The sequence below is a fragment of the Inquilinus sp. CA228 genome, from assembly GCF_052078665.1.
Lineage (GTDB): Bacteria > Pseudomonadota > Alphaproteobacteria > DSM-16000 > Inquilinaceae > Inquilinus.
In genome coordinates, this window is sequence record NZ_JBQJIK010000077.1 from 1 (window position 1) to 17,737 (window position 17,737).

At 69.7% G+C, this 17,737-nt stretch carries 18 protein-coding genes; 15 read left to right on the forward strand and 3 right to left on the reverse strand.

Annotated features, from left to right (window positions below):
* The 7 genes from ACTOWL_RS29845 to ACTOWL_RS29875 all read left to right on the forward strand — a co-directional run.
* The coding region (locus tag ACTOWL_RS29845; protein WP_441324925.1) for a hypothetical protein at positions 1–717 on the forward strand (717 nt) is incomplete at its 5' end.
* Positions 718–983: 266 nt separating this feature from the next.
* A complete protein-coding gene (locus tag ACTOWL_RS29850) occupies positions 984–1,790 on the forward strand; it encodes a TIGR04255 family protein (RefSeq protein ID WP_441324926.1) in 807 nt (268 codons plus the stop codon).
* 269 nt (positions 1,791–2,059) lie between these two features.
* The gene (locus ACTOWL_RS29855) at positions 2,060–2,509 is read left to right on the forward strand and encodes a hypothetical protein (protein ID WP_441324927.1); all 450 of its coding nucleotides are present in this window, start codon (positions 2,060–2,062) and stop codon (positions 2,507–2,509) included.
* Positions 2,510–3,355, forward strand: a complete 846-nt coding sequence (locus tag ACTOWL_RS29860) for a hypothetical protein (protein ID WP_441324928.1) — start codon at positions 2,510–2,512, stop codon at positions 3,353–3,355.
* Between the two features lie 284 nt (positions 3,356–3,639).
* Entirely contained in the window at positions 3,640–4,656 is a 1,017-nt protein-coding gene (gene dgcN, locus ACTOWL_RS29865) for an N-acetyltransferase DgcN (protein WP_441324929.1), read from the forward strand.
* Positions 4,653–5,639, forward strand: coding sequence for an N-acetyl-D-Glu racemase DgcA (gene dgcA, locus ACTOWL_RS29870; protein WP_441324930.1), 987 nt, complete (start codon positions 4,653–4,655; stop codon positions 5,637–5,639). Before dgcN ends, dgcA begins: the two co-directional genes overlap by 4 nt.
* Before the next feature lie 143 nt (positions 5,640–5,782).
* On the forward strand, positions 5,783–6,988 hold the full coding sequence (locus ACTOWL_RS29875) for an adenylate/guanylate cyclase domain-containing protein (protein WP_441324931.1): 1,206 nt from the start codon (positions 5,783–5,785) through the stop codon (positions 6,986–6,988).
* Position 6,989: 1 nt separating this feature from the next.
* Here ACTOWL_RS29875 and ACTOWL_RS29880 read toward each other — a convergent pair whose 3' ends face one another.
* Together ACTOWL_RS29880 and ACTOWL_RS29885 are read right to left on the reverse strand one after the other, a co-directional pair.
* Positions 6,990–8,015, reverse strand: coding sequence for an alpha/beta fold hydrolase (locus ACTOWL_RS29880; protein WP_441324932.1), 1,026 nt, complete (start codon positions 8,013–8,015; stop codon positions 6,990–6,992).
* Between the two features lie 121 nt (positions 8,016–8,136).
* Positions 8,137–9,045 carry a LysR family transcriptional regulator gene (locus ACTOWL_RS29885; protein ID WP_441324933.1) on the reverse strand — a complete coding sequence of 303 codons (909 nt, stop codon included), beginning with the start codon at positions 9,043–9,045 and terminating at the stop codon, positions 8,137–8,139.
* Between the two features lie 179 nt (positions 9,046–9,224).
* Between ACTOWL_RS29885 and ACTOWL_RS29890 the strand changes: the two genes are divergently transcribed.
* The 3 genes from ACTOWL_RS29890 to ACTOWL_RS29900 are packed head-to-tail and all read left to right on the forward strand — an operon-like array spanning position 9,225 to position 13,506.
* A complete protein-coding gene (locus tag ACTOWL_RS29890) occupies positions 9,225–12,800 on the forward strand; it encodes an ABC transporter ATP-binding protein (RefSeq protein WP_441324934.1) in 3,576 nt (1,191 codons plus the stop codon).
* Positions 12,801–12,847: 47 nt separating this feature from the next.
* Positions 12,848–13,267: a putative toxin-antitoxin system toxin component, PIN family gene (locus ACTOWL_RS29895; protein ID WP_441324935.1), complete on the forward strand. Its 420-nt coding sequence runs from the start codon at positions 12,848–12,850 to the stop codon at positions 13,265–13,267.
* Positions 13,264–13,506 (forward strand): toxin-antitoxin system HicB family antitoxin, encoded by a 243-nt coding sequence (locus ACTOWL_RS29900; protein WP_437378594.1) that lies wholly within the window; start codon positions 13,264–13,266, stop codon positions 13,504–13,506. Before ACTOWL_RS29895 ends, ACTOWL_RS29900 begins: the two co-directional genes overlap by 4 nt.
* Positions 13,507–13,512: 6 nt before the next feature.
* Here ACTOWL_RS29900 and ACTOWL_RS29905 read toward each other — a convergent pair whose 3' ends face one another.
* Positions 13,513–14,499, reverse strand: a complete 987-nt coding sequence (locus tag ACTOWL_RS29905; protein WP_441324936.1) for an ABC transporter ATP-binding protein — start codon at positions 14,497–14,499, stop codon at positions 13,513–13,515.
* A gap of 106 nt (positions 14,500–14,605) precedes the next feature.
* Between ACTOWL_RS29905 and ACTOWL_RS29910 the strand changes: the two genes are divergently transcribed.
* The 5 genes from ACTOWL_RS29910 to ACTOWL_RS29930 all read left to right on the forward strand — a co-directional run bounded on the left by ACTOWL_RS29910 (position 14,606) and on the right by ACTOWL_RS29930 (position 17,658).
* Entirely contained in the window at positions 14,606–14,797 is a 192-nt protein-coding gene (locus tag ACTOWL_RS29910; RefSeq protein ID WP_395673132.1) for a zinc-finger domain-containing protein, read from the forward strand.
* A 16-nt stretch (positions 14,798–14,813) separates the two neighbouring features.
* Positions 14,814–15,167, forward strand: coding sequence for an MmcQ/YjbR family DNA-binding protein (locus ACTOWL_RS29915; RefSeq protein WP_441324937.1), 354 nt, complete (start codon positions 14,814–14,816; stop codon positions 15,165–15,167).
* Between the two features lies 1 nt (position 15,168).
* On the forward strand, positions 15,169–16,152 hold the full coding sequence (locus ACTOWL_RS29920; RefSeq protein WP_441324938.1) for a DNA polymerase beta superfamily protein: 984 nt from the start codon (positions 15,169–15,171) through the stop codon (positions 16,150–16,152).
* Positions 16,149–16,955, forward strand: coding sequence for a nucleotidyltransferase domain-containing protein (locus tag ACTOWL_RS29925; protein WP_441324939.1), 807 nt, complete (start codon positions 16,149–16,151; stop codon positions 16,953–16,955). Before ACTOWL_RS29920 ends, ACTOWL_RS29925 begins: the two co-directional genes overlap by 4 nt.
* A gap of 73 nt (positions 16,956–17,028) precedes the next feature.
* Positions 17,029–17,658: a rhomboid family intramembrane serine protease gene (locus tag ACTOWL_RS29930; protein ID WP_441324940.1), complete on the forward strand. Its 630-nt coding sequence runs from the start codon at positions 17,029–17,031 to the stop codon at positions 17,656–17,658.
* Positions 17,659–17,737: the final 79 nt, after the last annotated feature.

Below are 17,737 nucleotides of genomic sequence, written 5' to 3' on the forward strand. Positions count from 1 at the left end.
GCTCAGCCCGCGCCGGCCGCCCCGATCGCCCCGACCCAGCCGGCCACTGCGGCCGACACCAGCACCGTGCCGTCGGCCCGGGTCGCCGCCCGGCTGATCGAGGCGCTGCGCCGCTGGCCGCAGCCGCCGATGGTGACCGCGGCGCCCACGGCGGACGCGGCGCCCAAGGCCCCGGATCCCTTCGCCGAACTCTATGCCCGGCTGCGCGGCCACGCCGCCAATGGCGAGATGCCGGCGGTGCAGGCCGGCCGTTACGAGCTGGTCGGCATGGCGCTGCTCGAGCACGGCGCCGAATCGACCCAGATGCTCGACGCCGACCTGCTGCTGGTGCAGGCCGCCCAGGCCCTCGACGCGCGCGACGAGGCCCGCCGCGGCCTGGCCGCGGCGGCGCCCCTGATCGGCCGGCTGGGCAGCGGCGAGAGCCGGCGGTCGCGGCAGTCGTTGGAGGCGGCGACGGCCTGGCTGGGGCTGCGCATCGTCGCCGCCGACCTGCTGGAGGCGATCGAGGCGGCGAAGGCCGATCCGCTGGACGGCACCACCGCCGACCGCATGGCCGAGCGGCTGGACCAGATCGAGCAGGTCATGGCCCAGGCCCAGGACGGCGTCGACGAGCTGGCGGCCCAGGCCCTGTTCCTGCGCGCCGCCGTGCTGGCCTCGGCCGGGCGGATGCCGGACGATGCCGAGCTGAAGGCCGAGATCGACCGCCTGCTGAAGTAGGCTGCCGCAGCGGTAGGCGCTTTCGAATGGCGCCATGCCGAGCATCGCCAAACCCTGCCGTACGCTTCGCTCCATACCTGTTCGTCGCTGCTAGGCGCCGCACGCAACGCTACCCTTGCATTACAATGTGTTCACTTTACGCCATACTTTACATTCGATATGATGAATATGGTCGTTCGGAAGCGGCACACAGCCGTACCTTTAATGTTCGGCTTTACGCCCTACTTGACATTATGTACCGTGATTCCGCACGGGGAGACACACCAATGGAAATGCGCGACACCTTCGATCCGCTCTTCGGGGCGGAGCGTAAGGAGATTCCCCTCGCCGCCGCGCCGCTCGCACGTGTAGTGGCGCAAGTCCGCTTCGCAGAGATCGTCTCCATCGAAAAGAGGGCCTTTATCGCCGAGTTTCAGGAGGCGATCAGAGGCGATTATCCGAGGTTCGCCGGCGAGGAAGTCCAAGTCGTGGTTGGCGTCGGGATGCAGCCCGACATTCGCCGCGATCAGATTTGGCGTTTCTATGACGACCAGGGCATCTGGCGCGTCTCGTTGACCTCAAACTTCGTTGCGCTGGAAACGACCGCCTACGAGTCTCGCTCGGACTTCATGGAGCGCTTTCGGGCTGTGCTTGACGCACTTGCGCGAACGATCGCTCCGACGCACGTCAACCGGATCGGTGTTCGGTATGTCGACCACATCCGGTCGCCGCACTCGGACGATATGGATGAGATGGTTAATCCGCAGATGCTCGGGCTCGTCACATCCGACCTGCGCGAGCATATTCAGCACTCCATCAGCGAGACCCTATGTGAGGTGGCAGAGGGACAACTTCTCGCGCGATGGGGCCTGCTGCCTCCCGACGGCACTCACGACCCGGCAGTCATGCCCGCAGCTGATAAGCAATCTTGGTTCCTGGATCTTGACGTGTTCCAGGAGCATGGGCGAGAGTCTGTGCCGTACGATTCTGCTCGCCTTCAGGCAGTTGGGCTTGCATTGGCAACCCGTGCGTACTCATTTTTCCGGTGGGCAACCACCGACAAATTCATATCTGCCTATGGTGGCAAATCATGACTTTTTCGCACGCGCTGAGTCCCAAGGAATCGAAAGCTTACGGCGCTTACGAGGAGATTGACCCTCGCAAACCGCGGTGGACCCGTGGCTTTGTGGTTATCCTCCGATCGCTTACGGGTTGGAACGGCCGTGACATTGGAGAAGGGACCACCACTGCACCCGATCGCGCACTGGAACTCCGACACTCAATCGCATCTCCATGGCGAGATCATACGGCAAGTGAGAAGCCTATAGTCGACGAGCCGTCGCAAGCGACTGACGTGCCTGGAATGCTGGCCGAGACGAAGCGGTTAACTGGCTGGAGTTGGGAGACTCTTGCGACCACCCTGGGTTGCACTCGTCAAGCGGTGCATGGATGGACTCTCGGTCGCGAGATAAACCAGGACAATCTCGCTCGTCTTGGCAGACTCCATGCGGCTGTGAAATTTGTCGATCGCGGAAGCGCCGAGGCTAATCGCATTCTCCTCGCACTGGACGCTGGTGATGGCCTGACGTGGATCGAACTGCTCAAGCAGGGCGAATTCACGTTCGTCTGCGAACGGCTGGGCCGGGGAACTGCTCGCCCAAGTTCGACATGGGCGCCGCTTGTTCCTGGGAAATCCGCGGACCGGCAGCATTGGTTCGACCGATTGGCCGTGGACGGGGAGAGCATCGATCCAGATGCGCAGTTTGCGCTACGTGGAGAGAAGAAGCGCGTGGCTATCCGGCGGAGAGAGTGAATGTCGCCAGCCGGTGAGGCTGATGCCGCTCTGGTAAAGGCACTTGAGGATTGGCGCCAAGGTGATTGCATCTTGGCGCCAATCCAATTTATCGAGGCGGACGGACTTGAAGGTGGAGCCCTCACTGTCGGGTCCTGGGATGTCCCCGGCCTCGTCGTGATCACTCAAACCTGCGATATCGTTAACTTCGGCCCCGGCAAAGAGTCGGTTGTCGTATGTCCACTCGTTGAGCTCTCCGACGCGACGCTCATCGAGGTAGCTACTGGGCGTACTCCTCGAGCAGCTCTTCTAGAGCATCCGCCAAAGCCGAATCTCGCAATCGATCTGGGTCGGATGATGTCCCTCCGAAAGGAGGTTCTTGCCACGCTCACGCGCCACGTCGGCGTTTCCACTGATGAAGCCCGTGTGCGGCTTGCGGATGCGCTTCAGCGTAAGCATGGCCGGTTTGCCTTCCCGGACGCCTTTAATGAACACGTTTTAAATGTGTTAAAAAAGAAAATTGCCCGTGCTCATAAGAGCTCCGGCTCGCCGGCTGGAAAGGCCTATCGGTCAATTCGCTATACCCGCGTGCGAGGGGCTCCAAACTGGGAAGCCGAACATGTCACGGTTGGCTTTTGGTTCGTGCTGCACGACCCGAGCCAACGAGAGGTCAGCCTTAGCGAGATTGACAAGGCAGTTGGCGAATTGCTCGAAGGACTTGTCTGGCCGGACGGCTTTGCTGCTGAGCGGCCGGCGTACGAGCTTCGGACAATGGACGAAATGACGGCGAGGGAATGGAACGAAAGCCAGTTGGTTGATTGGGAATTCATCTCAAACCGTTCCAGGCCCGAGTCCGCTGGAAGCTAGTTTGTCGAATTTTCCCGCTCCAACGGTGGAGAGGTAACTCCTCCGACGGGGCGGACGCTCGTTCTTTTCCCGGACTCCCAGGAGGGCCGCCGCCGGTGCCCGTCCAGGCCCAGCCGAGCATCCGCCATCGCATAATGTTGCCGCCACCGGACAAACGGCAGCAGCAGGACCAGAACTGACCTCGCGGACCCTCACCGCTGGTTATGACATCCCGAAGCCCCGATCCTGGCCAGCCCCCGGATTCCCGCTACACTCGCGGCGATCGTTGGTGAGGAGCCCGCATCGTGGATATCAGGCGTCCCTATCTGCTGTTCCTGGGGGATGCCCCCGACCAGCTCGCCGCCAAGACCGCCTATGGCGTGGCGCAGTGGCGCCGCGAGGTCTGCGTCGGCCAGCTGCGGCTGGACGGCTGCCGCGCCACCTGCGGCCTGCCCGACCTGACGCTGGAGGAGGCGGCGGCCAAGGGCGCGCAGACCCTGATTATCGGCGTCGCCAACCGCGGCGGCCGGATCTCGGAGGCCTGGCAGGACACCATGCTGCGGGCGCTCGAACTCGGCATGGACATCGCCTCCGGCCTGCACAACCGCATCGCCGACCTGCCGGCGGTGGCGCAGCGCGCCCAGGCGCTGGGCCGCAGCCTGTTCGACGTGCGCCACCCGGACCGCGACTTCGACGTCGCCACCGGGGCCCCGCGCCAGGGCCGGCGCCTCTTGACCGTCGGCACCGACTGCTCGGTCGGCAAGATGTTCACCTCGCTGGCGCTGGAGCGCGAGATGAAGGCCCGCGGCCTGAAGGCCGATTTCCGCGCCACCGGCCAGACCGGCATCCTGATCGCCGGCGGCGGCGTCTCGGTCGACGCCGTGGTCGCCGACTTCATCTCCGGCGCCACCGAATGGCTGTCCCCGGAGGCCGAGACCGACCATTGGGACCTGATCGAGGGCCAGGGGTCGCTGTTCCACGCCTCCTATGCCGGCGTCTCGCTCGGCCTGCTGCACGGCGCCCAGGCCGAGGCGCTGGTGATGTGCCACGAGCCCGGGCGGCCGCATATGCGTGGCCTGCCGCACTTCCCGCTGCCCGACCTGGCCGACTGCATCGCCCTGAACGAGCGCTGCGCCCGGCTGACCAACCCGGACGCCAGGGTGGTGGGGCTGGCCTTCAACACCTCGGCGCTCGACCCGCAGGCGGCGGAGCGGGCGCTGAAGGAGGCCGAGGACCGCTTCGGCCTGCCGACGGTCGACCCGGTGCGCACCGGCGTCGGCGCCATCGTCGATCGGCTGCCGACCCCGGTCGCCGCCGAATGACCGGTCGCCGGCTTTCGGTGCGCGAGGCGGTGTGGCCGATCCGCGGCGTCTTCACCATCTCGCGCGGCAGCCGCACCGAGGCGCGGACGCTGATCGCCGAGATCGTCGCCGGCGGCGCGGTCGGCCGCGGCGAGTGCACGCCCTATGCCCGCTACGGCGAGAGCCTGGAGAGCGTGGCGGCCCAGATCGAGAGCGTGGTCCAGGCGATCGCCGACGGTGCCGACCGGCCCGGCCTGGAAGCGCTGCTGCCGCCGGGCGCGGCGCGCAACGCGGTCGACTGCGCCCTGTGGGACCTGGAGGCCAAGCTGGCCGGGGTGCCGGCCTGGGCCGTGGCCGGGATCCCGGAGCCGGGCCCGGTCACCACCGTCTACACGCTGAGCCTGGACACGGTGGAGAAGATGGGCGAGGCGGCCCGGCAATCGGCGCACCGGCCGCTGTTGAAGCTGAAGCTGACCGGCGACGGTGACCTGGAGCGGGTGCAGGCGGTGCGCGCCAACGCGCCGGCCAGCCGCCTGGTGGTCGACGCCAACGAGGCCTGGTCGATCGCCCATCTCGAGCGCTTCGGCCCGGCCTTCGCCGCGCTCGGCGTCGAGGTGATCGAGCAGCCGCTGAGGGCGTCGGAGGACGACGCGCTGCTGGGCTTCGAGAGCCCGATCCCGCTCTGCGCCGACGAGAGCTGCCACGACACCGCCAGCCTGGAGCACTGCGCCGGCAAATACGCCATGGTGAACATCAAGCTGGACAAGGCCGGCGGCCTGACCGAGGCGCTGCGGCTGCGTGCCGCAGCCCGCGAGCGCGGCTTCGCCGTGATGGTCGGCTGCATGGTCGCCTCCTCCCTCGCCATGGCGCCGGCGACCCTGGTCGCCCAGGGGGCGGAACTGGTGGATCTCGACGGACCGCTGCTGCTGGCCCAGGACCACGATCCTGCCCTGCGCTACGACGGCGCCACGGTGTACCCGCCGGAGCCGTCGCTATGGGGCTGAGACCGCCCCGGCCCGCTGCGCAAGGCAGGATTTCCTTTCGATCGTAACGACCTGACTCGAAATCTGGACGCGTCACCCCTAGATGAGGGAGGCTGTGCTGCGAGGGGCGGACCATGGGCGTCGTGATCGAGAAAGAGAATCCGATGACGAGCTGTACCGGCTCACCCACGCTGGACTGGCTGCTCTATGAGGCGCCGGGCATCCGCGACATCGGCCAGCTGCTGGAGGAATTCTGCAACCGCCTGGTCGCCGAGGACGTCCCGGTCACGCGCGGCCTCGCCATCATCCCGGCCCTCCACCCGCTCTATTTCGGCACCGCCTATATCTGGCGCGGCACCGGCGCGATCGAGCGGCGCCGCGGCCTGTGGGAGAACCGGAACTCGCCCGAATACCAGGACAGCCCGATCCGCGTGGTGATCGAGGACGGCGCGGACGCGCTGCGCCGCCGCCTGACCGGCCCGAAGGCGCAGCTCGACTTCCCGGTGCTGGAGGAGTTCCGCGACGAGGGGCTGACCGACTACGCCCTGTTCGGCCTCGCCTTCACCAGCGGGCGCCGCTCCGCCATCTCCTTCGCCACGCGCGAGGAGGGCGGGTTCAGCGAGGCGGCGCTGGAGAGGGTCGACCGGCTGATGCCGATCCTGACCCGGCTGATCGAGATCCATGCCCTGCGCGCCACCGCGGTCGACCTGCTGGACACCTATGTCGGCCACGACGCCGGCGCCCGCATCCTGAACGGCCAGATCCGCCGCGGCATGTCGGAATCGCTTCACGCCGCGATCTGGTACTGCGACCTGCGCGACTTCACCGCGATGAGCGAGAAGGTCGGGCGCGAGGAGATCGTCGCCTCCCTCGACAGCTATTTCGAGACGATGGCCGCGGCGGTGCAGGAATCCGGCGGCGAGATCCTGAAGTTCATCGGCGACGCCATGCTGGCGATCTTCCCGGTGGATGAGGAGCAGGGCGTGCAGGACGCCGCGTCCAAGGCCCTGGCCGCCGCCGCGGTGGCCGAGCACGGCATGGCCGCGCTGAACGTCAAGCGCGTCGAGGAAGGCCGGCAGGCGCTCGACTACGGCCTGTCGCTGCATATCGGCGAGGTGATGTACGGCAATATCGGCGCCGCCGACCGGCTGGACTTCACCGTGATCGGCCCGGCGGTCAACCTGGCCAGCCGGGTCGAGGCGCTGTGCCGCATCACCGGCCGCCGGCCGCTGATGACCGACGCCTTCCGCCGCGCCGTCGGGGTCGAGGCCGAGCCGATGGGCCGGTTCAGCCTGCGCGGCGTGTCGGAGGAGCAGGAGGTGTTCAGCCCGGTACGCCTGCCGCTCCCGGCCGAAGCCGCCGCCGAATAGCTCAAGGCCCGCCTGACGCCTGTTGATCGGAGGCCGCGACCGTGCCGTCGGCCACGGCACGCCGGGCCTCGCCGCGCAGCTCGGCGCCCGAGGGCAGGCCGGTCCCCGGATGCAGCATCCAGTCGGCGACATCGCGCTGCGGCGTGCGCCGGCCGAGATCGCGCAGCAGCCAGTGCCAGCCGCGGCTGTAGGAGGCGACGACAAAGTCCGGCCGTCGCGGCAGGCGGCGCAGCAGCAGGTTGACCGAGGTCGGCGCCAGCACCTGCTCATGCTCGCCCAGCAGCACCAGGGTCGGCTGCGGGATCTCCGCCGCCGCGTCCGAGCCGCGGCCCATCAAATCGACCAGCCCGTCGATCGTGTCGACCCGGGTCGCCCGGATGTAGAGCGGGTCGCGGCCGAGCGCGATCAGCATCGGCACGTTGTCGCTGGCCTGGACGCCGAGATTGCGCCCGGTGAAGGTCATCGCCGGGATCAGCCGGCGGGTCAGCCACAGCGCCACCCGCGGGATGGTGTCCATGCTCTGCCGACCCCAGGTGGCCGGGGCGGACAGGATCAGCCCGGCCATCGGCGGGTGGTCCGGCCCGGTCGCGGCCAGGATGGCCACCGCGCCGCCCATGCTCTCGCCCAGCAGATAGGCCGGCACGCCGGGATAGCGCGCCTCCAGCAGCTGCAGCGCAGTGGCGGCGTCGGCGGCCAGCGTCTCCGCCCCCGGCCAGATGCCGCGCCCGGCGGTGTCGCCGAAGCCGCGCTGGTCATAGGCATAGGTGGCGATGCCCAACGCGCCCCAGAACCGCGCCGGATCGTCGAAGGCCCGGCCGTATTCGTTGAAGCCGTGCAGCGCCAGCACCACCGCGCGGGGCCGCTCGACCGGCCCCCAGTGCCGCAGCGGCAGGCGATAGCCGTCGGCCGCGATCACGGCGTCGGCCTCCAGCCGCGGCGCCCCGTTCGACGCGCCCATCGGCTGGACCATCGCTCCGCAGGCGGCGACCAGGAGGAGGGCGAGGAGGGGCAGGAGACGGGCGAACAACCCGGGAGCGTATCCCTTTCCTGTCCCCCCTCCCCTTGCGGGAGGGGGACTAGGATTTGCCTTCGTCGTGGATCTGTCGCTCACCAGCATGGCCCCATTTCATCCGCCGGCGGCGTCAGGATCAAGGCGTCGCGACCTCCTGAGGCAGCCGGCCTTCCAGCTCGTCGCGCCGTTCACGGAACAGGGCGACCAGGGAATCCATCACCCGGCGCACCCGCGACAGGGCCCGCAGGTCGCGATGCACCAAGAGCCACTGGTCGACCCCGACCTCCTCCACCACCGGCCGAAGCCGGCGCAGGCCGGGATCCGGATCGCCGGCATAGCAGGGCAGCAGCCCCACCGCCTCGCCGCTGCGCACCGCCTGCTGCAGCACCAGCCAGTTGTTGACCCGCACCGCCGGCCGGGCGCCCTGCAGCAGCTCCGCCACCCAGGCCTGGCCGGGCATGTAGGCATGCTCCTCGTCGAAGCCGGCCCAGGTCGCGCCGCGCAGCCCCTCCCGCGTCGTGTCCGGCACCTCGCGGCCGCGGCCGGCATAGATCGCGTACTCGACGCGCCCCAGCCGCCGCGCCACCAGGCTCGACACGTCCGGCACCTGCTCGCGGATCAGCAGGTCGGCCTCGCGCCGCGACAGGTTGGCCAGCATGTGGCTGGCCGCCAGCTCGATCTCGATGCATTGCAGGCCGCGCCGCAGCCGCGGCAGATGGTCGGCCAGGAACCCGGTCATCGCCTCGCCGGCCGAGACCCGCACCGTGCCATGCGCGGTGTCGCCGAGGCCGGCGCTGCGGCGCTGGATCGATTCGGCCGCCCGCTCCATCGCCTCGGTGTCGGCCAGCAGCTCTTCGCCCGCCGCGGTCAGGACGAAGCGGTCGGGCAGCCGGTCGAACAGCCGGGCGCCGATCGACTCCTCCAGGCTGCGCACTCGCCGCGCCACGGTGGGGTGGCTGACCTGCAGCCGCCGCGCCGCCGCGGTCAGGTTGCCCTCGCGCGCCAGGGTCAGGAACACGCGCAGATCGTCCCAGTCGGCGGCCATGGCCCGTTCTCCCACACCGATGTGCCTGAACAGAAACGTACAGCCCATCCTCGAATTTGTCGAATTCCGTTCACCAGCGTTCACATTATCGTCAGGTCGGGGCCGGCCCGACCCATCCGACGCCTGACTTATCCAAGGGGGGCCGACCGGCAGCGTCTTTTCATCAGAGGGAATGCGTGATGCATTTCGAACCGCGCCTGTGGCAGTTCACCCAAGGGGTCCGCGCCCGCATCGCCTGGGCGGTCGGGATCGGCCTGGTCTCAGTGGCGCTCGGCGTCGCCCGGCTGGCCCTGCTGGGCTGGCTGATCGGCCAGGTCTTCGCCGGCCGGCCGCTGGCCGAGCTGGTGCCGTCGATCGTCCTGATCGCCGGCGTCATGGTGCTGCGCGGCGTCGCCGAATACGGAAGGGTGATGGTGGCGCACGAGACCGCGTCGCGCGTCCAGGCCCGGCTGCGCCGCACCATCTTCGACCGGATCGCGGCGCTGGGGCCGGGCACCGTGGCCCGCCGCCGCTCCGGCGCGCTGACCCTGTCGCTGATCGACGGGGTGGAGCAGCTGGAAGTCTATTTCGGCCAGTTCCTGCCGCAATTCCTGATCGCGCTGCTGACCCCGATCCTGATCTTCGCCGCCATCGCCTTCGTCGACCTGCCGGTGGCGGCGGTGATGCTGGCCTTCGCCCTGATCGCCCTGTTCGGTCCGGCGCTGTGGCACCGGCGCGAAACCGGCAGCTCGCTGCAGCTGCGCCAGGTCTATGCCGATTTCGCCGCCGAGTTCCTGGATTCGGTGCAGGGCCTGGCGACGCTGAAGGCCTTCGGCCAGAGCGGCGCGCGGGCCGTGACCTTGAAGCTCAAGGCGCAGTCGGTGTTCCGCAGCACTATGCGGGTGCTGGGGACCAATGTGCTGGCCCGCGGCATCACCGACAGCGCCATCGCCAGCGGCGCCGCCGCTGCCCTGGCGCTGGGCGCCTGGCGGGTCGAGTCCGGCGCCATGGCCCTGTCGGCGCTGCTGGTCATCCTGATGCTGGGGGTCGAGATCTTCCGGCCGATGCGCGAGCTGCGGTCGGTGCTGCACCAGGGCATGGTCGGCCTGTCCGCCGCCCAGGGCATCTACCAGGTGCTGGACGACACGCCGGAGGTGGCGGATGCGGCCCCGGCGGCGCTGGCCCGGCCGCTGGACCCGACCATCACCTTCGACGGCGTGCGCTTCCGCTATCCCGGCACCCGCCGCACCATCCATGAGGCGCTGAGCTTCGAGGCCCGGGCCGGCGAGCGCATCGGCCTGGTCGGCCCGTCCGGCGGCGGCAAGTCGTCGATCGTGCGCCTGCTGCTGCGCTTCTACGACCCGGAGGCGGGGACCATCCGCCTGGGCGGGCACGACCTGCGCGGCCTGTCCTTCGGCCAGATCCGGTCGATGATCTCGGTGGTGAACCAGGACACCTTCCTGTTCCACGGCACGGTCGAGGACAACATCCGCATGGGCCGGCCGGAGGCGACCGAGGCCGAGGTCGAGGCCGCCGCCCGCGCCGCCAACATCCACGGCTTCGTCCAGTCGCTGCCGCAGGGCTACAGGACCGTGGTCGGCGAGAAGGGCGTGAAGCTGTCCGGCGGCCAGCGCCAGCGCGTCGCCATCGCCCGCGCCCTGCTGCGCGACACCCCGATCCTGGTGCTGGACGAGGCGCTGTCGGCGGTCGACGCCGAGAACGAGGCGGTGATCCAGGAGGCGCTGGACCGGCTGATGCAGGGCCGCACCACCCTGGTGCTGGCGCACCGCCTGTCGAGCGTGATCGGCTGCGACCGTATCCTGGTGCTGGACCGCGGCCGGGTGGTCGAGAGCGGCCCCCATGCCGCGTTGATGCAGCAGGGCGGTGTCTACGCCGGGCTGATGGCCGAGCAGGCGCGCGAATCCGCCGCCGGCACGATCATCGACGCTCCCATCGCGGCCCGCACGGCCGAGTCGGCGCCGACTGCGCCGAGCGCCGCGGCCAAGTCCGAGACCGAAGGCATCCTTAAGGCCGAGGGGCTGGGCTGGGGCCGGCTGGTGGCCGAGCTGATGACGCTGGCCATGCCCTGGAAGGGCAAGCTGGCCCTGACCTTCGCCTTCGGCGTGCTGCGCGTCGTCAGCTTCATCGGCGTCGGGGTGCTGAGCGCCCTGGTGCTGCTGGCGCTGAAGAACGGCGAGCCTTACGGCGCGCTGCTCTGGGCCCTGGCCGTCGTCGCGCCGTTGTCCGGCGTGCTGCACTGGCTGGAATCCTGGATCGCCCATGACATGGCCTTCCGCCTGCTCGCCGACATGCGCGCCGACGTGTTCCGCAAGCTCGACGCCCTGGCCCCGGCCTATCTGGTGCGGCGGCGCACCGGCGACCTGATGGCGCTGGTCACCCATGACATCGAGCTGGTGGAGTATTTCTTCGCCCACACCGTGGCGCCGGCCTTCGTCGCCGTGCTGGTGCCGGCCGCGGTGCTGGCCGTGCTGGTCTGGGCCAGCCCGTGGATCGCGCTGGCGCTGCTGCCCTTCCTGCTGGCGGTGGCCATCAGCCCGTTCCTGATGCGCGGCCGGGTCGACAAGCTCGGCTCCGAGTCGCGGGAAGCGGCCGGCGAGCTCGGCGCCTTCGCCGTCGACTCGGTGCAGGGCCTGGGCGAGATCGTCGCCTTCCAGCAGGAAAGCGCGCGGGGCGGCCGGCTGGACGCGCTGTCGCAGCGCTTCATCCGGCTGCGCCTGCCCTTTTTCGCCGAGCTGACCCGGCAGCAGAGCCTGCTGGAGATCCTGACCGGCCTGGGCGGCCTGGCCGTGGTGGTGACCGGCGCCGCGCTGTCGACCCATGGCGCGATCGATCCCGGCCTGCTGCCGCTGCTGACCATCCTGGCCATGGCGGCGTTCCTGCCGGTGTCGGAGATCGCGCAGGTCGGCCGCCAGCTGGCCGACACGCTGGGCGCCACCCGCCGCATCTACGGGCTGAAGGCCGAGCCGGTGCCGGTCGTCGACGGGCCGGGCGTGCCGGACCATGCCGGCCCGGCGGCGTTGGCGCTGCAGGGCGTCGGCTTCACCTATCCCGGCCAGGGCCGGCGCGCCTTGGCCGGGGTGACGGTCGAGATCCCGGCCGGCAAGACCGTGGCGCTGGTCGGCACCTCCGGCGCCGGCAAGACCACCACGGCGCAGCTGCTGATGCGGTTCTGGGACGTGGATGAGGGCCGGATCATGCTGAACGGCGCCGACCTGCGGGACTACAGTCTCGACGACCTGCGCCGCCGCATCGCCCTGGTGGCCCAGGACACCTACCTGTTCAACGACACGCTGCGCGCCAACATCCTGATCGCCCGGCCGGAGGCGAGCGAGACGGAGCTGGCAGCCGCGATCGGCCACGCCTCGCTGGCCGAGCTGGTCGAGACCCTGCCCGAGGGGCTCGACTCGCCGGTCGGCGAGCGCGGCACGGCGCTGTCCGGCGGCCAGCGCCAGCGTGTCGCCATCGCCCGCGCCTTCCTGAAGAACGCGTCGGTGCTGATCCTGGACGAGGCGACCTCGCATCTCGACACGGTGAACGAGCAGGCGGTGCGCCGGGCGCTGGACCGGCTGCAGGCCGACCGCACCACCATCGTCATCGCCCATCGCCTGTCGACCGTGCGCGACGCCGACCTGATCGTGGTGCTGGACGAGGGCCGGGTGGCGGAGACCGGGACCCACGCGGCGCTGCTGGCCCGCGGCGGGCTCTACGCCCAGCTGGTCTCGCGCCAGCTCGCCTCGGCCCAGGCGGCGCAGTGAGTGGGCGATCGTGGTTTCATATCGTCCGTGATATGATATGATAGTTGATGATACGAGCGGTTCTCGACACCAACATTCTGGTTTCGGCTCGTCGCAGCCGGATGAGCGCCTCCAACGCGCTTCTCCGTGCGGTCGATCAGCGACGCTTTCGGATGTTGGCAAGCGTTCCGCTCTTTCTGGAGTACGAAGCCGTGTTGTGCAGGCCCGAGCACTTGCTGGCGGCCCGCTTGACGCCCGAGGCGGTCGCGGGGTTCCTGGACTATCTTGCCGGGCTGGTCGCACCGGTGAGGCTGCACTATCTGTGGCGGCCGCAGCTCGGCGACGTGGCGGACGAAATGGTCCTGGAAACGGCGATCAATGGCCGGGCGGACTGTATCGTGACCTTCAACGCCGGGCATTTCGCACCGGCGGATCGGTTCGGGATCCAGATCGTCTCGCCTGCAGAGCTGCTGAGGAGGATCGGATGAGCAAGGCCAACTACGCGCTGCGGCTTCAGCCTTCGCTCAAAAGCGCGGCGGAGCGCTTGGCGGCGGCTGAAGGCACCAGCCTGAATCAATTCATCAATGTCGCCGTGGCCGAAAAGCTGTCGGCGCTCGAAACGGAGGAATTCTTCCGGAAGCGGGCAGCCGCGGGAGACCGGGCAGCGTTCCTGCGCTTTCTCGACGAGGCCGGTGACGAGCCGCCGGCCGACGAGGACGCCGGCTGAGGCAACCTACTCCCCCGCCGCCCTCCGGGCCGCGGCGCCTTCGCCGGTCAGCTGCAGGAAGATGTCCTCCAGGTCGGTCTCCTCGGTGGTCAGGTCGGCGATGCGCACGCCGGCCTGGTCCATCAGGGTCAGCAGGTCGCCCAGCCGGGTCTCGCTCGGCCGGTAGCGCACCACCAGCCGGGCCGCGCCGGCCAGCTCCATGCCGCGCGCGGCCAGGGCCGGCGGCAGCGCGTCCAGCGGCTCGCTCAGGGTTACCACCAGGGTCTTGCTGTCGATGCTGGAGAGCAGGTTGGCGGTGCTGTCGCAGGCGACGATGCGGCCCTGATCGATGATCGCGATCCGGTCGCACAGCTCCTCCGCTTCCTCCAGGTAATGCGTGGTCAGGACGATGGTGGTGCCGGCCCGGTTCAGCGCCCGGACATGGGCCCACAGGCTGCGCCTGAGCTCGATGTCGACGCCGGCGGTCGGCTCGTCCAGCACCAGCACCGGCGGCGAATGCACCATCGCCTTGGCCACCATCAGCCGCCGCCGCATGCCGCCCGACAGCGTGCGGGCATAGGCGTCGGCCTTGTCCGCCAGCCCGACCGCCGCCAGCAGGTCCGTGGTGATCCGCTCCCGCTTCGGCACGCCGTAGAGGCCGGCCTGCAGGTCGAGGAGCTCGCGCGGGGTGAAGAACGGGTCGATGTTCAGCTCCTGCGGCACCACGCCGATCGCGGCCCGCGCCTGGCGCGTCGCCCGGCCGATGTCGAAGCCCCAGATCCAGGCGTCGCCCGCGGTCTTGGTGACGAGGCCGGCCAGGATGTTGATCAGGGTCGACTTGCCGGCGCCGTTGGGCCCGAGCAGGCCGAAGATCGAGCCGGCGGGAATGTCGAGGTCGATCGGATGCAGCGCCAGCTTGTCCGGCTGCTTGTTGCGCCCGCGATAGGTCTTGGTCAGCCCGCGCAGCCGGATGGCGCTCTCCGGTGCGGCGTTCGGCAGCGGCTCGGCGGCCATGATTCCGTGCGAAATGGTTGATCGGCTTGGCGCCATGGGTATCATCCGGCCGGAATCCGGGCAATGATCGCCCGTCATGCCCTTGCCGCCAGGAATCCCCCCAGCCATGCAGCCCGCCACCCTTCAGCCGTCCGATGTGATCGAGGTCGACCGCGATGTCGAGACCGTCGGGTGCGACGGCGGCGGCGCGCCGCTGGGCCACCCGATGGTCTACTACCCGATCGGGCATGAGCACGAGGTGGTGTGCAACTATTGCGGCCGCCGCTTCGTCCGCAAGGCCAACCGCCACGGCCACTGACCGCGCGGAGGGCGCGATGACGCCCGCTTCGGTCGAGGAGTTCTGCCTGACCCTGCCCGGCGCGGCCTTGAGCGTGCAGTGGGGCGGCGCCCATGTGCTCAAGGTCGGCGGCAAGATCTTCACCATCCTGGCCGGGATGTCGCGCGGCGCGCCCGAGGCCTGGTTCAAGGCGTCGGAGTTCTCCTACATCCTGCTGGTCGAGCAGCCCGGCATTCGCCCGGCGCCCTATCTGGCCCGGGCCAAATGGGTGGCGGCGGAGCTCGGCGCCCTGCCCCCGGACGACCTGCAGGCCTATCTGCGCGAGGCGCACCGCCTGGTCCTGGCCAAGCTGACCCGGGCGGCACGGGCGGAGATCCTGGGGGCGGGGTGAGATGCGTATCCTGGTCGAGATGCGGTGCGGGTCGCATCTGTACGGCACCGCAACGCCCGATTCCGACATCGACCTCAAGGCCGTCTACCTGCCGGCGGCGCGCGACCTGCTGCTGCAGCGGGCCCCCGCCACCATCGTTGAGTCCCGCCCGAAGGATCACGGCGAACGCAACCGGCCCGGCGATGTCGACCGGGAGGTGTTCAGCCTGCAGCGCTATCTGGATCTTCTGGTCGGCGGCCAGCCCATGGCGATCGAGATGCTGTTCGCCCCGGACGGCATGATGACCGGCCCGCCCGATCAGATCTGGCGCCAGCTTCAGGCAGCGGCGCCGCGGCTGGTCAGCCGGCGGGCCGGGTCCTTCGTCCGCTACTGTCGGCAGCAGGCCAACAAATACGGCATCAAGGGCTCCCGCGCCGCCACCGCTCGCCAGGCCCTGGCCGTGCTCGAAGCCGCGGAACAGACCTATGGCGCCGGCAGCCAGCTGGGCCAGGCGGAAGCCATGCTGGAGGCGCTCGCCGCCGGGACCGAGCATGTGGCCCTGGTCGACATCGAGGTCCAGCCCGGGCGCATGGCGCGGCACCTCGACATCTGCGGCCGCAAGGCGCCGTTCCATGCCGCGATCAAGACCGCGCGGGAGCTGGCGGCGCGGCTGGTCGCCGAATACGGGCAGCGGGCGCTGGAGGCGGAGCGCCAGCAGGGCATCGATTGGAAGGCCCTGTCGCACGCCGTGCGGGTCGGGCACGAGGCGCTGGAGCTGTTCACGACCGGCCAGTTGCGGTTTCCCCTGGCCACCGCCAGCCATCTGCTGCGGATCAAGCGCGGCGAGCTGCCCTATGCAGCCGTCGCCGAGGAGATCGAGGTGCTGATGGAGCGGGCCGAGGCGGCCGCGGCGATCTCCGTCCTGCCGATGGAGCCGGACGTGGCTGCGGTGGAGGCAGTCATCATCGAGGCGCATCGCCGGCAGATCCTGGAGAACGGCGCATGACGCAGGATCCGATGATCGACGAGGCGATGCGGGAGCGCATCGGCTCGATCCTGAACGAGATCGAGCGGCGCGAAGGCGCGCGCATCCTGGTCGCGGTGGAATCGGGCAGCCGCGCCTGGCGCTTCGCGTCGCGCGACAGCGACTACGACGTCCGCTTCATCTATGTCCGGCCGGTCGAGGACTATCTTTCGGTCGAGACGCGGCGCGACGTGATCGAGCTGCCGGTCGACGGCACGCTGGACGTGAATGGCTGGGACCTGCGCAAGGCCCTCGGCCTGATCGCCAAATCGAACGCCGTCGTGGCGGAGTGGCTGACCTCGCCGGTGGTCTATCGTCGCGACGACGGCACCGCCGCCCTCCTGCTCGGCCTGGCCAGGGCGTGCGCCCATCTGCCGGCGCTGGCCTATCACTACGACCGCTCGGCGCGCCGCGCCTGGGCGCCGGGGGACGATCCGGTCAGGCTGAAATCCTACTTCTATGCGCTGCGGCCGGCGCTGGCCCTGGATTGGATGCGCCGCAAGGCGGAGCCGCCGCCGATGGACTTGCCGGGCCTGATGGAGGGCATCCCCTTGCCGGACGATCTGCGCGAGGCCGTGGCCATGCTGCTGCTGCGCAAGCGGGCAGCCACCGAGTCCGACACGGCCGAGCGCGTCCCGCCGCTGGAGGCCTACCTGACCGCCACGCTGTCCGAGATGGCGCCGCGGCCGGGCATCTGGGACCGGGCCCCGGCCGTCAAGGCGGTCGACGAGGCGTTCCGGGCACTGTTGCGGCCGGCGCGGGCGGAGATCCTGGGGTCGGGGTGACGGATCGCGGGCTTCCGATCCGCCCGGCACTCCTGTAAGAGGCCGGGACCCGTCTCCGACCGCCCGAGGGGCCATGCCGCGCCAGCCGATCTTCAACGTCCCGCCGATCACGCTGTGGCTGAGCGGCGTGATGGTCGTTGTCTTCGCCGCGCTGCACCTGCTGCCGGAGGCGGCGTGGGATCCGGTGATCATCAGGATGGCCGTGATCCCGGCCCGCTTCGCCGATCTCGGCCAGCAGCCGCCGCTCGATGCCCTGACCGTGCTCGCCTCGCTGGTGTTCTACGGGCTGGTGCATTACGAGCCGATCCACCTGATCGCCAATCTCGGCTTCTTCCTGGCCTTCGGCAGCGTCTGCGAGCGGCACTACGGCCCGCGCCGCTACACCGTGCTGCTGCTGGTCACCACCGTGGTCGCGGCCCTGGTGCAGATCGCCGCCAGCTGGGGCAGCGCCGCCCCGCTGATCGGCGCCTCCGGCGCGGTGTCGGGCTGCATCGCCGCCTTCTGCCGGCTGGCCCTGGCGCGGCACGACCCGGCCGGGCGGCGCCTGGCGCTGAACCTGATCGGCTTCACCATCGTCATCAACGTCGTCTTCGCCGTGATGGGCGGCGGCATCATGGGCCTGGACGCGCAGATCGCCTGGCAGGCGCATATCGGCGGCTTCCTGGCCGGCCTCCTCCTCGGCGCGCCCCGCCGGACGGGATAGGCCGGACGTGACGCGGCGGCCACAGCCGTCCGGGGTGGTCACAATCCTGCAGACTCCACGTTGCAGCACGAGGACGCGC

Excerpts from the sequence above, each read along its gene's own strand:
- ACTOWL_RS29850 (WP_441324926.1), top strand. The coding sequence starts at position 984 with ATGGAAATGCGCGACACCTTCGATCCGCTCTTCGGGGCGGAGCGTAAG.
- ACTOWL_RS29855 (WP_441324927.1), top strand. The coding sequence starts at position 2,060 with ATGCTGGCCGAGACGAAGCGGTTAACTGGCTGGAGTTGGGAGACTCTT.
- ACTOWL_RS29860 (WP_441324928.1), top strand. The coding sequence starts at position 2,510 with ATGTCGCCAGCCGGTGAGGCTGATGCCGCTCTGGTAAAGGCACTTGAG.
- dgcA (WP_441324930.1), top strand. The coding sequence starts at position 4,653 with ATGACCGGTCGCCGGCTTTCGGTGCGCGAGGCGGTGTGGCCGATCCGC.
- ACTOWL_RS29875 (WP_441324931.1), top strand. The coding sequence starts at position 5,783 with ATGACGAGCTGTACCGGCTCACCCACGCTGGACTGGCTGCTCTATGAG.
- ACTOWL_RS29885 (WP_441324933.1), bottom strand. The coding sequence starts at position 9,045 with ATGGCCGCCGACTGGGACGATCTGCGCGTGTTCCTGACCCTGGCGCGC.
- ACTOWL_RS29890 (WP_441324934.1), top strand. The coding sequence starts at position 9,225 with ATGCATTTCGAACCGCGCCTGTGGCAGTTCACCCAAGGGGTCCGCGCC.
- ACTOWL_RS29895 (WP_441324935.1), top strand. The coding sequence starts at position 12,848 with ATGATACGAGCGGTTCTCGACACCAACATTCTGGTTTCGGCTCGTCGC.
- ACTOWL_RS29900 (WP_437378594.1), top strand. The coding sequence starts at position 13,264 with ATGAGCAAGGCCAACTACGCGCTGCGGCTTCAGCCTTCGCTCAAAAGC.
- ACTOWL_RS29905 (WP_441324936.1), bottom strand. The coding sequence starts at position 14,499 with ATGGCCGCCGAGCCGCTGCCGAACGCCGCACCGGAGAGCGCCATCCGG.
- ACTOWL_RS29910 (WP_395673132.1), top strand. The coding sequence starts at position 14,606 with ATGCAGCCCGCCACCCTTCAGCCGTCCGATGTGATCGAGGTCGACCGC.
- ACTOWL_RS29915 (WP_441324937.1), top strand. The coding sequence starts at position 14,814 with ATGACGCCCGCTTCGGTCGAGGAGTTCTGCCTGACCCTGCCCGGCGCG.
- ACTOWL_RS29920 (WP_441324938.1), top strand. The coding sequence starts at position 15,169 with ATGCGTATCCTGGTCGAGATGCGGTGCGGGTCGCATCTGTACGGCACC.
- ACTOWL_RS29925 (WP_441324939.1), top strand. The coding sequence starts at position 16,149 with ATGACGCAGGATCCGATGATCGACGAGGCGATGCGGGAGCGCATCGGC.
- ACTOWL_RS29930 (WP_441324940.1), top strand. The coding sequence starts at position 17,029 with ATGCCGCGCCAGCCGATCTTCAACGTCCCGCCGATCACGCTGTGGCTG.